The 12,151-nt window shown below is 43.4% G+C and carries 15 protein-coding genes and 1 pseudogene; 7 read left to right on the top strand and 9 right to left on the bottom strand.

The window, feature by feature from the left end; genetic code table 11:
* Window positions 1-257: 257 nt before the first annotated feature.
* Entirely contained in the window at window positions 258-1,418 is a 1,161-nt protein-coding gene (gene xseA / locus QZW82_RS15345) for an exodeoxyribonuclease VII large subunit (protein WP_293149538.1), read from the top strand.
* 5 nt (window positions 1,419-1,423) lie between these two features.
* On the top strand, window positions 1,424-1,651 hold the full coding sequence (xseB, locus tag QZW82_RS15340) for an exodeoxyribonuclease VII small subunit (RefSeq protein ID WP_293149536.1): 228 nt from the start codon (window positions 1,424-1,426) through the stop codon (window positions 1,649-1,651).
* Between the two features lie 51 nt (window positions 1,652-1,702).
* Here the strand turns inward: xseB and QZW82_RS15335 are convergent, their stop codons facing one another.
* The 5 genes from QZW82_RS15335 to QZW82_RS15315 form a co-directional block, all read right to left on the bottom strand.
* Window positions 1,703-2,824, bottom strand: a complete 1,122-nt coding sequence (locus tag QZW82_RS15335; RefSeq protein WP_293149534.1) for a hypothetical protein — start codon at window positions 2,822-2,824, stop codon at window positions 1,703-1,705.
* Window positions 2,825-4,417, bottom strand: a complete 1,593-nt coding sequence (locus QZW82_RS15330) for an AAA family ATPase (RefSeq protein WP_293149532.1) — start codon at window positions 4,415-4,417, stop codon at window positions 2,825-2,827.
* Between the two features lie 137 nt (window positions 4,418-4,554).
* Window positions 4,555-4,764 (bottom strand): CsbD family protein, encoded by a 210-nt coding sequence (locus tag QZW82_RS15325; protein WP_293149530.1) that lies wholly within the window; start codon window positions 4,762-4,764, stop codon window positions 4,555-4,557.
* 185 nt (window positions 4,765-4,949) lie between these two features.
* Window positions 4,950-5,786: a PHP domain-containing protein gene (locus QZW82_RS15320; protein WP_293149528.1), complete on the bottom strand. Its 837-nt coding sequence runs from the start codon at window positions 5,784-5,786 to the stop codon at window positions 4,950-4,952.
* Window positions 5,787-5,869: 83 nt separating this feature from the next.
* Window positions 5,870-6,040: a hypothetical protein gene (locus QZW82_RS15315; protein ID WP_293149526.1), complete on the bottom strand. Its 171-nt coding sequence runs from the start codon at window positions 6,038-6,040 to the stop codon at window positions 5,870-5,872.
* Between the two features lie 63 nt (window positions 6,041-6,103).
* Here QZW82_RS15315 and QZW82_RS15310 point away from each other — a divergent pair, with 63 nt between their 5' ends.
* Complete coding sequence (locus QZW82_RS15310) at window positions 6,104-6,448, top strand: hypothetical protein (protein ID WP_293149524.1); 345 nt, start codon at window positions 6,104-6,106, stop codon at window positions 6,446-6,448.
* Between the two features lie 108 nt (window positions 6,449-6,556).
* Here the strand turns inward: QZW82_RS15310 and QZW82_RS15305 are convergent, their stop codons facing one another.
* Complete coding sequence (locus QZW82_RS15305; protein ID WP_293149522.1) at window positions 6,557-7,012, bottom strand: hypothetical protein; 456 nt, start codon at window positions 7,010-7,012, stop codon at window positions 6,557-6,559.
* A gap of 115 nt (window positions 7,013-7,127) precedes the next feature.
* Between QZW82_RS15305 and QZW82_RS15300 the strand changes: the two genes are divergently transcribed.
* Window positions 7,128-7,502: a VOC family protein gene (locus tag QZW82_RS15300; RefSeq protein WP_293149520.1), complete on the top strand. Its 375-nt coding sequence runs from the start codon at window positions 7,128-7,130 to the stop codon at window positions 7,500-7,502.
* Between the two features lie 193 nt (window positions 7,503-7,695).
* Here QZW82_RS15300 and QZW82_RS15295 read toward each other — a convergent pair whose 3' ends face one another.
* Entirely contained in the window at window positions 7,696-7,956 is a 261-nt protein-coding gene (locus QZW82_RS15295) for a hypothetical protein (protein ID WP_366665030.1), read from the bottom strand.
* A 72-nt stretch (window positions 7,957-8,028) separates the two neighbouring features.
* Window positions 8,029-8,700 carry a phosphoribosyltransferase family protein gene (locus tag QZW82_RS15290; RefSeq protein WP_293149516.1) on the bottom strand — a complete coding sequence of 224 codons (672 nt, stop codon included), beginning with the start codon at window positions 8,698-8,700 and terminating at the stop codon, window positions 8,029-8,031.
* Between the two features lie 185 nt (window positions 8,701-8,885).
* Here QZW82_RS15290 and QZW82_RS15285 point away from each other — a divergent pair, with 185 nt between their 5' ends.
* Complete coding sequence (locus QZW82_RS15285) at window positions 8,886-9,572, top strand: uracil-DNA glycosylase (RefSeq protein WP_293149514.1); 687 nt, start codon at window positions 8,886-8,888, stop codon at window positions 9,570-9,572.
* 233 nt (window positions 9,573-9,805) lie between these two features.
* On the opposite strand, the gene QZW82_RS15280 is transcribed toward QZW82_RS15285, so the two are convergent.
* Entirely contained in the window at window positions 9,806-10,336 is a 531-nt protein-coding gene (locus QZW82_RS15280) for a hypothetical protein (protein ID WP_293149512.1), read from the bottom strand.
* A 123-nt stretch (window positions 10,337-10,459) separates the two neighbouring features.
* On the opposite strand from QZW82_RS15280, the gene QZW82_RS15275 reads away from it, so the two are divergent.
* Together QZW82_RS15275 and QZW82_RS15270 are read left to right on the top strand one after the other, a co-directional pair.
* A complete protein-coding gene (locus QZW82_RS15275; protein ID WP_293149510.1) occupies window positions 10,460-11,899 on the top strand; it encodes a serine/threonine-protein kinase in 1,440 nt (479 codons plus the stop codon).
* A 165-nt stretch (window positions 11,900-12,064) separates the two neighbouring features.
* Window positions 12,065-12,151 (top strand): annotated as a pseudogene (locus QZW82_RS15270) (IS1 family transposase); the annotation flags it as partial.

The raw sequence follows: 12,151 nt of genomic DNA, 5'->3' as shown, positions 1-12,151 counted from the left end.
CAGAGCGGAAAACTAGCGTCGCATTCTCCGGTGTCGTGACCCAAATAACGTAGTCAGTTAAGACTTAGGCTGGTCAGTATAGCTTGCAATTTCTTACAAGCTCAGTCTATGAGAGAGCTGAGTTACTGACTAGTTTGTTTGCTGTTAATTTACCTTCGTCGGTAGAGAAGCCCTCGCAGAGGATAGACCTACAAATTAATACCTTAGATATAGTAGCCTAAATCTCAAATCTCAAAACTCAAATCTACATTTATTTAATGAATTCAATTTTTCCTGACACAACGTTATCGGTGGGCGGACTAACATCATACCTGCAAGAGTTGCTGGAGGGCGATCGCAACTTGCAATCAGTTTGGCTGATCGGCGAGGTATCGAACGTTTCCCAGCACGCCAGCGGCTGCTTTTTCACTCTGTGCGACACCGACAAAAGTGCTGCAATTCGCTGCGTGGTGTGGAATTCGCAGCGCCCAAAATTATTGAAGTTGCCCGTAAAAGGGGAGCAATTGCTGGTTTTGGGAAGCATCCGGGTGTACAAAAATCGCGGCGAGTACCAGTTGACAGTTGTACAATCGCTACCGGGTGGGGAAGGATTGGAGGCTTTGCGGTTGCAGCAATTACGATCGCGCTTGGAAGCTGAGGGTTTTTTCGATCCGGCGAGAAAGCGCCAAATCCCCGCACACCCGCAAATTGTCGCCGTTGTGGCTTCCGATAGCAGCGCGGCTTGGGGAGACATTCAGCGCACGTTAGCGCAGAGATATCCGGGTTTGCAGGTGTTGCTGTCGCCGACAGGAGTGCAGGGAGATTTGGCTGCTGCTGCGATTGTCAGGGCGATCGCGCGTGTAGAATTGGACGGTAGGGCGGATGTCATAATTTTAGGGCGGGGCGGGGGTGCTGCGGAGGATTTGGCTTGTTTTAACGATGAAAGAGTCGTCAGGGCGATCGCCAATTGCACAATCCCAATTATTACAGGAATCGGCCACGAGAGAGACGAATCTCTAGCAGATTTAGTAGCAGATAAACGAGCCCATACTCCGACGGCGGCGGCTGCTCAAGCCGTACCAATTTTGGCAGATATTTACTGGGAACACAAGCAGAGAATGCTAAATTTAGCAAGTGTTGTGAGGGCAAGATTTCAGGAGGAAGAACAACATTTGCAACGGTTACAAAATCGTTTAAAACAGTTACCTGCGACATCGCGAACTTTGCGGCAAGCAACTGGTAAACTGGAGGTATTGCAAGAAAAGTTAGCGGCGCTAAATCCGGCGGCGGTTTTGGAAAGGGGTTATGCGGCGGTAATCAAAGGTGACGGTACGATTGTCCGCCAAACAGAGGGTTTGGAATTGGGCGAAGAGTTGACTGTAAGGTTGAGTCGCGGTGTGCTGAAGGTTAAAATTGTGGAAGTTTTGGATGCTGAATAAATGTTATGGTTAAGTCGAAGTTGCGTCAGTCTGACTGGAATTACGAGCAAACGGTCGATCGCATTGAGGCGATTATCGATCGAGTGGAGTCGGGAGAGTTGCCTCTAGAAGAGGTTTTCGAGCAGTTTGCGGTGGCTGTGGAGTGTTTGCAAGAGTGCGAAGGTTTTCTAGCGCGGGGGAAGGATCGGATGGATTTGGCGATCGAGCTTTTGGCTGCGGAACCGGAGTTTTAAGCGCAGATTTAGGCGCTTCGCCTTTATAAATAAACAAGTAATGGCAAGGTATCAAGCACGAATAGGACTTTCAGCAATGCACCAGTTCATCACAACCTGTCCCATCTTTTCCCAATCAGAAACCATGGACTTATCAATTATTTTGGCAATCTCATGAGGACTTTTTTGTTTAAGATATTCAACGGTATTGCTGAGCGTATTTTCTCCAAATCCCAGTGAGATTTTACATTGACATTCTCCACTACTACTGCATTGCCAGTTAACTTGACACCAATTATCTATACAACTTAATATATGGGGACTCATAGAAATCTTTACTTCCCAAAAAGACTTAATATTAGGGTTACTTGATTGAATAATTTCCTTCATTCTAGTTCCTTTTTTTATATCTAAAAAATACCTAATATCGACTGTACTACTACTAATATTTTCAAAATGTATTAATGCTTTGAGTCTTTCCTGATTTTTTGAACACAACTCAGATAAAATTGAGTTAGGTATTAAGTTTTCAACTTCACGGCAATCAAGAATAAAATTTTCCGTATTTATACAAGTTGAATCGCTCAAAGCTTGGAGGCGAGATGCCGTGGAGCCAAGGTTTCCATCAGGAGCAATTTTATCGCTATCTACAATACAAAGGCAAAAGCGTTTTCTGGGTTTTTGAATATTAATATACTCACTAGAAATTGTATTTCCACCACCACCTCTAGATTCGCAAACTATTTGTACATTCATCTTTTTCCATATAAGATAAACTTTTGCTATAATTTCGTATAAAAAAGCATCATCACTATTTTCACACAAGAGTATGGTTTTCTGTACTGACTCTGAATCCTGAAAAAAACGTGGAGCAACTTTAATAATTTGCTTACCTGAATCAGAAACCACTGCTGGTTCATAACAAGGATTAACAATTTCAATATATTTTGTTACCGCAGAAAGATAGGATTGCAATTGTGTAGATTGGTTGTATAATTTATGGTAAATATTCCTGGCAAATTGAGATAGACGAGAGCAGAGAGCAATCTTTTTTAAAGTTTCTCTCTTAGCCATTACTATATGCTTACCTTCCCGGCGAGCAGATGCAAGATTTTCTAAAGCCAAAACAGTCTCATCGTCCCAACTATTTTCATCTCCCTTATCTACTACAGAGCTATCGATCAAAATTAGCATTTATACAAGTTCCATCTCGAAAAAACCTAGCGGCCAGTTTAAAAGATACCCATCTGAATCAAACTGAGCATTTCTGATTGTTACTTCTCCTAGTTTGTCTGATGGCTCAAATAAAACAATGTTGATTTCATCAGGAGAAATTTTACCTTCAGCAACTAATTGCCCGAGGCGATTTACCAATACTTCACTATGGGTTTCAATCATTAAACGTAGCTGAATCTTCTTCTCCTTAGCTGCTTTGATTGACTTAACCAAGGCATCTGTTAAAGTCCCTTGCAGGCGGGGATGAAGATGTAACTCAGGTTGCTCAATAGCGTAGGTTATTGTTCCTCGGTTTACTCGACGAAATGAACTTAGTAACCATAATTGAGTAATAACAGGAAGAATTTGAGAAAAACCAAATCCAGTATCAGCAACATTCAGGTATTTATCAGAATTTTTAGAACGAATTTTTACTGAAATGTGACCAAGGCTAGATTTAATTGATGGCTTAAATCCAAAATTATCTAAAGTCCAGGTAGAAAAGTTTTTCATTTCTGAATCAGTTAGATTGCGTAAAAACATTGCAAGATTATTACCTTGGTAATCCACTTCATCAACAGCTAAATCTTGAGTTCGGTAATAACGCTCTGCTGTAGCTCGTACTGGCCCAATATAGCTAATATTCTTTGAGAAGTTCGCTAGTGTATCATCACATTTTTCAAGAATAAAAGGTATCGCATTTGCGATAATCAGATCCCTTAAATCTTTAAAATCTTTTGTCTCAACTGTCCAATTCTTAGTTTTATTCTTCCAAGATTTGCCAGCAATATTATTTTCTTGAATATCTTTTAACATATTTTCTGAGTTGCCGAGACCAAAAGAGAGTGCCATTTGAATAATAGTCTCTAACTTAGTTGCATGATGAGCCGTCTCTTTGGTTTTGTCTATCAAAGCTTGAAATAAAGCTCTGAAGCGAGAACGATATCTCACAAAACCAGGAGATAGTGAGGATGATTTTTCAAATTCATATTCTTTTTTTTGCTCACTTTCAGTAATAGTTGGCAGAATCAGACTCCTGTCAAATTTTCTAGTAACATATTTATTACCCAAATTTAAAACGTTAAATGAATTTACGAAAAAGTCCGTTAGAGAATCATCCTCACCAAAAGATAATTGGATTTTTGAATCTTCAAGCTGCAAAAAGATTCTACTTGTTCTTGTTGTTTCTTTCTTTTTATTTTCTGAGACTTGGAGAGTTAACGTTATATCACAAGTGTTTAAAATCTTTGCTTCTCCCGAAAAAAGAAAGTAAGAAAAATCTCTAGCAGAGGGAAACTGTCTTGATTCGAGCTTGAAGTTAAAAGAAAATTCAATATTATCTTCTGCTCCTGTTTGATGAGCATCCTCAAAATTACCGAAGTCAACTAGGCGACCAGACCAAAGTATTGGCCCAGTTGTTCTAGATTCTAGGCTTTGTTTCAATAGAGGAAGAATACGCAGAAAACTACTCTTACCTGAACTATTTTGCCCAAGAAGAACAGTTATAGGCTTTAACTGAATATAGCCAGTGTCACCAAGACAACGTAATCTTTCCACTCTAATAGAATCCATTCATACCTCTTAATAAGGAATAGCTTTAATATTTTATCTGCCCAGACGCCTCTAAATCTTAGATTTAATTTTGATAAAAATCTTGTGGGGCGGGCGTCTCGCCCGCCCCCACAATTACAATCTAGATGCCCGACAGCTTACAATTTGTCGATCGCCTTTTTAGCCTTATCCGCCATATTTTTAACAGCATTTTTCACATCTTCTGCTGCGTGGCGGGCGGCTGCTTCTGCTTGTTTTGCTTTGCCTTCTGCCTGATCTTTTTTGTTGCCGGTGATGTTACCGAAAATTTCTTGAGCTTTGCCTTCTACGTTTTTGCCGATCGCCTTTGCTCTGTCTTCTGTACTCATAATCAGCTCCATTGAGTAGTTGAACGCTACTACCACCCTAACATTAGATCGACAGAAGTTGCTCGATAACTTCACATTAATTCATGTTAATTTTGATTTTTATTAGTAGTAGGGTGCGTCAGAATGACTTGATTATTTCGATTTACTCTGCTCTCAACTGACGCACCCTACAGTAACTACAGTTATTATTTTAAACTCGCCGCAGCAACTTTAATCGGTTCTAGCAATTCTAACGGTATATGCAGCATATTCAAGTGAGTAGTTTCAACACCTTTTCTTTCATTTCTTTCTACTTCGGGGCCGTGATAATCGCTGCCACCTGTCATCAGCAAACCGCGATCGAGGCACAATTGTTTTAACTTATGAATTTGGCTGGAACTGTGGCTGGGATGGTATACTTCAACTCCCATTAAACCAGCATCTACTAATTCTTTCAAGACTTCCTCAACCGCGCCGCCACGAAACAAATAAGGGTGAGCCCATACCGGAACTGCACCGCAACTCTTGAGTAAATCGATGCCTTCTGCGATCGAGAATTTCTCGTAATGCACGTAGGCGGGGCCGTCATCTCCCAGCCAGCGATCGAAGGCTTCCCGCGATGATTTGGCGTAACCTGCTTGTACCAGCGCGGTAGCAATGTGAGGCCTTCCCGGTGCCATTCCTGGGGATGTTTTGGGCAGTTCGATCGCGTATCCCATTGCTGCTAATTTGTCTACCATTTCCTGCGATCGCCGAAACCGTCCTTCCAGGCGATCGTTCAAAGGAGCTCGCAGCCTGTTGGCATCGGGATAAAAACCTAAAATATGCAGCGATCGACCGTTATGTACCGTACTCAGTTCCAGTCCGGGTACTATTTCAATATCGTACAAGCTAGCGGCGGCGAAGGCTTCGTCCCAACCCGACATCGTATCGTGATCCGTGATGGCTAAAGCCCTAACTCCTGAGGCAGCGGCGGCTGCTACGAGTTGGCTGGGGGTGAGAGTACCGTCGGAGTAAGTTGTATGGCAGTGAAGCTCTAGCATATTGACCTGATTAATTATCGATCGACTTCGCAAACTGTACTGAAACTCACCCCCTGAGCAAGTATAACCTTAGTCCGTGATTCCTAACTATGGGTTCCAGCTTCGCCCTTGTGCCACTTGGCGAATTGGCTGAATTTAGCGTCTGTTGCTTGTACGCAGAAACAGACTCTTAAGTTATACAGCACAAAAGGTTGAGTGCGATCGCCCGTCATCCGCGATCGAGCGAAAAAGTGTGTAGGTAGGGATAGTGGCATTTTGCGAGCACCCTGACTCAGGGATTTTTTCTAAAGTAACAACATGACATTCAGGAAAAACATATGAAATCTACTCTTTGCTTCCCCGAAACTTCCGTACACTCTCAAAAAATTAATTCCAACAATCATGGGATGAATTCTCACAGTAACATCGACTATTGTATCGCTGCTGCTTGGATCGACTTAGTGGGAGGAGATTACAGCAGTTTGGGAGGAGATGATTGGCTGGCTGTATGCGGCGATATTGATGAAGGCGAAATTTATCGCGAATGGTTTATGTGGCAAGACCGCGAAGTAACTCAAGAATGGGAAGCTTACGATCCAATTACTAATTATCGACACGTTGCTTGTAGCCGAGAAATGTTGATTGCTCAAATTGACAGAATCGAAGATACAAGACTATTTTAAAATCATAACTAATATTTAAATTTGATTGGCACCAAACGTAAATTCAGCTTGCCTTCTCTGATTCCCGACTTCCTAAAAAAGCCGGGAATTTCGTTATTATTTTTTGATTTATTTTTGCTTCTCCCGTTCTAACTTGCGCTGCTTCAACGCTTCCAGATTTTGTTTGATGCTGTCGATCGCACTTCCATTACCCTGCTCTTGGTATAATTCGCTAGCACGGATCAAATCTGCAACAGCCTCGCCATCCGATCGCAAATTCGCAAAAATCAAACCGCGATTGTGGTAAGCTTCAGCCAAGGTAGAAATTTGTGCTAAAGCGCTAGTAAATTTATCTTGAGCTTTGCGGTAATTTCCCGACTGATAAGCCTCAATTCCAGCTTGGAAATAAGCGGCAGCTTTCCTACCGCTGTCTGTATCGGGAAATTCTGGCGAGTTTAAAATAGGTTCTTTAAACAGTACAGAAATACTGCCCTTACCAGAGTAAGCCCAAGTCATTGTTCCCATGCCAATCCCCAGGGCAGCCACAACAATCACAGACAGAGCAATAAAATTGGTGAGTTCCATAGAGAAATATTTGTTGTATTAGAATATGATAATCTAGTTTAGAGTTTTCGCCACAGCCATTAGTCACATACCAATGATTGAACACAATTCCCCCAATTCCCCATTATAAATTTATATGAGTTTCCAATACAGCGCCGCCTTCGTGACTTTAGCAGACATTGACAAAGAAGTTCTCGTTAAATTTTACACAAAATTTCTCGACCTAGAACCGAACCCCTATATTCCGAATACCTATGCTGAATTTCAACTCCCCGGCTTAAGACTCGGCATATTCAAACCCAAAGACTCCCACAAATCGGAATTTGCAAATCGGGCAAAAACAGGCATGAGTTTGTGTTTAGAAGTCAGCGACATCGAAACTGCGATCGCCCGAATCTGGGCCTTAGGATATCCGCCCGCCGGAGAAATTATTAAAGCTTCTCACGGCTTAGAAATCTATGCCTTCGATCCAGCCGGAAATCGCCTAATTTTGCATCAATCGAATCAGTAGATAAGAGTTAATGATTTGCAATCTCAAATCCCCTCCTCATCGGCATGATTCATCTCTCTACTCTCTTCCTCTGTGTCCTCTGCGGCCTCTGCGGTTCAATCATTCCGGTACAGCCGGATTTGCTATCAACCATCGAGTTCCTCTTCCTCAGTGGAACAGGCGTCCCGCCTGTGGTTCGTTCAAAACCCCTCAACTATCTAATCAATTCAGCAAAACTACAAAAACTGATAATTAACAACAACAAAGCAGTCAAATGAGTTAACTGAAATTGAGGCCGCGGCCCCATAGATTCCCGCACCAAAATTGAAAAAGACGAACCAATAATATAACTCAAAGACAGCGTTAAATACTGCCACTGCAACGTTATACTCCACAGCCCGAGAAAAATCATCGCCAAAGTCAACATCACCAACTCAACAAAGCGAGGCGGATTTTGCTGGCTAGACAGAATCACAGTGTTCAACCAATATTCCCAACTTCTCATGTTTTAACGATCGAGCTTTTGGATGTAGCCTTCTAGCTTAACCTACGATCGCCATTCAATCTGTCGCTGCAAACACACCAAAGCCTCCCCCGTCTCCACCTGCGGAAACTGGGCGTAAAACCTGCTGACACTGTAAAAAGGGTGAGGAGTCTCCAGAATAATCGACTTATCAGCGATTTGGGCCAAAAATCCCATCAACTCTGGCGGGGCGACGGGCGCGCAAATCCACAAAGCCGCCGGTTGCTGCGACTGCAAAGCCTGCGCCGCCACAGCCACCGTCATCCCCGTCGCAATCCCATCGTCCACCAAAATCGCCAATGACCCCGCCGCGCTGACATTGGGCCGTCCCGAAGCCAAATCTGCCAACAGAGATTGAGCGCTATTTTCAGCCTGCTGGAGTGCTGATTTTTGCAAGCGTAAATTTTGCTGAGTTTGCTTTTGCCAGATAACCTCGCCGTCAGCAGTTGCAGCCCCGATCGCCAATTCCAAATTATCTGGGCGAGTAATTTTTTTTGCAACTACTACATCCAAAGCACAGCCCAGGCGGCGCGCAATCGGTACAGCAACCGGCAAACCCCCGCGCGGCAAGGCGTAAACAATCGGTTTAATAGTATCCTGTGTTGTTAAATTCAACTGGCAGAGCTCGTCTGCAACTGCCTCGGCCAGTTTTTCGCCTGCATCGGCGCGATCGTCAAAAAACGGAATAGACAACATATTCCTGCCTGTAAGAGCCAACCCGATCTAAACTATAAACTCTAGCTTCCGAAAAATCTCCCTCATCTTTAGCAGTTGACAATTGACAGCAGACAATTACAGCAAAACCTAGATCTGATTTTCGCTATCAACTGTCAACTGCCAACTGTCAACTATCAACTGTCAACTGTCAACTGTTTAAACATATGTCCAGCGACTTGCAACTCAGCCTGTTTGATAGCAATCAAAGTGCCGCTTTCCAAAACGACTCAATCCCAGCAAATGCCAAAATTCCCATTCCCGCCGGCACCTATCAAAACATGGAACAAATCGGCGAACACTGCAACCGCTGTCACCGCTGCGAATTGGGAAATACCCGCACTCACGCCGTCATCGGGCGCGGCAATCCTCAAGCCTCGATTTTGATTGTGGGAGAAGCGCCCGGACAAAATGAAGATGAAACCGGATTACCCTTCGTCGGGCGATCGGGTCAACTGTTAGATAAGATTTTAGAATCCGTAGAATTGAGCACAGAAACCGACGTATTCATAGCCAACGTCATCAAATGTCGCCCACCCAACAACCGCCCTCCCACAGCCAAAGAAATCGAAGCTTGCAAACCATACTTGCTCGAACAAATTCGCATCTTAGATCCCAAAATTATTTTATTAACTGGTGCAACAGCCCTGAAAGGTTTGTTAAGCGACAAGCGACCAATTAGTAAAATTAGAGGTCAATGGATTGAATGGGAAGGACGTTTGTGTATGCCAATTTTTCACCCATCATACTTATTGCGAAATCCCTCCCGCGAACCGGAAACACCAAAATGGTTTATGTGGCAAGATATGCAGGCAGTAAAAGCCAAATTGGATGAATTCAAAACAGTAAGTTAATCAAAATTAACCCCTTATATCATCTCCAATAAACCCCAATAATTGTAAGGGCGGGTTCACCAACCATCTCTGGCTTCAGACCAACAATCTCATAAACCCGCCCCACCCACTTTACCATCCGAGGAATTGCCGTTCTGCTTTTCGCTTTTTCAATACGCCGGAATTTGACTATCATGACTGCGGTTTTAGAGTTGTATGTGTTGCGGTATGAACTTCTCAACCCTTGGTACTTCTCATTTTTCACGACAATCTCGCAACCACAAACGAATCGCCTCAGCAATTGCACTGTTTTCGTTTTCTGGCGGCGACAACGGACGAACATCCGCCACTGTACCAAACCTAGAAACAATTTTTATTAATTCCCACCCCTTCTCTGTTTTAGCTAAAAACAGCCAGTGATATTGCTGAATATCGACTCGTTTTCCATCGCGATACTGTCGTTCCAATGTAGTAATAAAAACTTGATTGGTATTTTCAGGAAGTGGTTCTTCAAAATTTAAAGGTAGCGGTTCAAACTCCGGGCGACCTGCTAAAATTATTTGACGCGGTACGTAACCGATCGCCCTAGAATTGTTAGGAGCAAAGCCCGATCGCACAATTACGCGGTTAGCATAACTCGGCAAATTCTGCAACAGGCGATCGACTAAAGCTTCCAAATCAGCCGGACAGGGCGATCGGGCTAACAAATTATGCTCGCTTCCGTGATATGTGGCAACATCAACCGTCAGAGTATGACTCCCAACTCCCCAAATAATCGCTGCCAAAATACTACTTATCAGAAATACATTCAACCGCCGAAATACTCCTCATCGATCTTAGCCCGCCAATTGTCAAAGCAAGGCTCATCTGCTACAATATCCTGTATCTACACACCATAATACAGCAATATGCAGCACTGGAAACGGGGACAACAACTGCACAAAGGCAAATATTTAATAGAAGAAATCCTGGGTGGCGGCGGTTTCGGTGTCACCTACCGCGCTCAAAATCGCAAAGAAAACAAGTTAGTCGCGATTAAAACTCTCAATGCCAACGTTCAAGGCAAGCCTAACTTCCGCGAACACCAAACCAAATTTCTCAACGAAGCTTTGTCTTTAGCCAAGTGTAGCCATCCCCACGTCGTCCAAGTTTACGAAGTGTTTTCCGAAATGGCAGGAAATATCGAATTATGGTGCATGGTGATGGAATTAATCGAGGGGGTTGACTTAGCTAGCCATCTCGAAGATAACGGCATTTTGTCCCAAGAAAAAGCTTTGCCAATTATTCAGCAAGTAGGAGACGCACTGAGTTTTGTTCACAAGCAGAACATTACTCACCGTGATGTTAAACCGCTAAATATTATGCTTAGACAGCAGAATTTAGAAGCAGTTTTGATTGATTTTGGGTTAGCACGGGAGTTGACATTGCCGGGGAAATTGAGAAGCAGTAGCGTTTTTGGCACAGAGTGTTTTGCCCCCATCGAACAGTATCAAAGGCAAGCCGAACGCGGCCCTTATACGGATGTTTATTCTTTGGCTGTGACTCTTTACGTGATGTTAACGGGTGAGTTACCCTGTCCGTCAAGATACAGAAAGCCAGTTGACCCTTTAATTCCGCCAAAGCAATTCAATTCTCGGATTAGTGATAGGGTGAATGCGGCGATTATTAAAGGTATGGAGTTGGAACCGCAAAATCGCCCCCAGTCGGTGCAGGAATGGTTGGATTTAGTGATGCCTAAACAGGCTGCTAATTTAGTGATGCCTAAACAGGCTGCTAATGAGGTACAATTAGTGATACCTAAACAGGCTGCTAATGAAGTACAATTGGTTTCTGCGGTGGGGATGGATTATAGAAAATTGCGAGATTTATTAGCAGCAGGAAAGTGGCGAGAAGCAGATGGGGAAACAGCGGGAGTGATGCTGAAGGTGGCAGGTAGGGAGAAAGAAGAATATCTGGATGAGTCATCAATAGATAATTTTCCTTGTGAAGACTTGCGAACGATTGACCAACTTTGGGTAAGATACAGTAATGGGCGCTTCGGCTTTTCAGTGCAGAAGCCCATCTATCAAAGTCTGGGCGGAACCAGGGAATACGATCCTTGGAAATGGAAAGAGTTTGGTGCTCGCGTAGGTTGGTGTGTTGTGGAAAATAAATGGTTTGATAAGTGGTTCGACTATTGCGATCTAAAATTCAACTCGAAAGCACCAGAAGGACACCTCCCTGTGAGGTGTGTGGGAAGAGAGGGGTGGGCTGGGTGGGCTGGGGAAGGTGAGTGGAGTGTGGGGGAAGGGGGTGGGTTTACAAGAGTCTCTTCTCTCGTGTCGAGAGTTGTAAAGTGTAACATCTAAGCGTTTCAGAGTTTCGTTAAAATTTATAACAACGGCTAAAACCACGAAACCACGCCAGCTCTACGTTTCCGATACCTGGTACTTTCAATTTACCAAATTACTAAAGAGTAGAAACTAGCTATTTTCGGCGTTGCTGAGTTAGAGTATGAATAGGAGGAATAATTTATGCAATGCCCTGAATGTAAATCAACCCATATCCGTAAAAACGGCAAGAAGAAAGGAAAACAAAATCACATTTGTGTCCAATGCAGT

This window comes from Microcoleus sp. bin48.metabat.b7b8b9.023 (genome assembly GCF_013299185.1).
Lineage (GTDB): Bacteria > Cyanobacteriota > Cyanobacteriia > Cyanobacteriales > Microcoleaceae > Microcoleus.
The sequence above is the reverse complement of the archived record's forward strand: the minus strand, read 5'-3'. Positions and strand labels throughout refer to the sequence as shown.

What these genes read in the sequence shown, in the direction of transcription:
- xseA (WP_293149538.1), top strand. Translation starts at nt 258, where the DNA reads ATGAATTCAATTTTTCCTGACACAACGTTATCGGTGGGCGGACTAACA.
- xseB (WP_293149536.1), top strand. Translation starts at nt 1,424, where the DNA reads ATGGTTAAGTCGAAGTTGCGTCAGTCTGACTGGAATTACGAGCAAACG.
- QZW82_RS15335 (WP_293149534.1), bottom strand. Translation starts at nt 2,824, where the DNA reads ATGCTAATTTTGATCGATAGCTCTGTAGTAGATAAGGGAGATGAAAAT.
- QZW82_RS15330 (WP_293149532.1), bottom strand. Translation starts at nt 4,417, where the DNA reads ATGGATTCTATTAGAGTGGAAAGATTACGTTGTCTTGGTGACACTGGC.
- QZW82_RS15325 (WP_293149530.1), bottom strand. Translation starts at nt 4,764, where the DNA reads ATGAGTACAGAAGACAGAGCAAAGGCGATCGGCAAAAACGTAGAAGGC.
- QZW82_RS15320 (WP_293149528.1), bottom strand. Translation starts at nt 5,786, where the DNA reads ATGCTAGAGCTTCACTGCCATACAACTTACTCCGACGGTACTCTCACC.
- QZW82_RS15315 (WP_293149526.1), bottom strand. Translation starts at nt 6,040, where the DNA reads ATGCCACTATCCCTACCTACACACTTTTTCGCTCGATCGCGGATGACG.
- QZW82_RS15310 (WP_293149524.1), top strand. Translation starts at nt 6,104, where the DNA reads ATGAAATCTACTCTTTGCTTCCCCGAAACTTCCGTACACTCTCAAAAA.
- QZW82_RS15305 (WP_293149522.1), bottom strand. Translation starts at nt 7,012, where the DNA reads ATGGAACTCACCAATTTTATTGCTCTGTCTGTGATTGTTGTGGCTGCC.
- QZW82_RS15300 (WP_293149520.1), top strand. Translation starts at nt 7,128, where the DNA reads ATGAGTTTCCAATACAGCGCCGCCTTCGTGACTTTAGCAGACATTGAC.
- QZW82_RS15290 (WP_293149516.1), bottom strand. Translation starts at nt 8,700, where the DNA reads ATGTTGTCTATTCCGTTTTTTGACGATCGCGCCGATGCAGGCGAAAAA.
- QZW82_RS15285 (WP_293149514.1), top strand. Translation starts at nt 8,886, where the DNA reads ATGTCCAGCGACTTGCAACTCAGCCTGTTTGATAGCAATCAAAGTGCC.
- QZW82_RS15275 (WP_293149510.1), top strand. Translation starts at nt 10,460, where the DNA reads ATGCAGCACTGGAAACGGGGACAACAACTGCACAAAGGCAAATATTTA.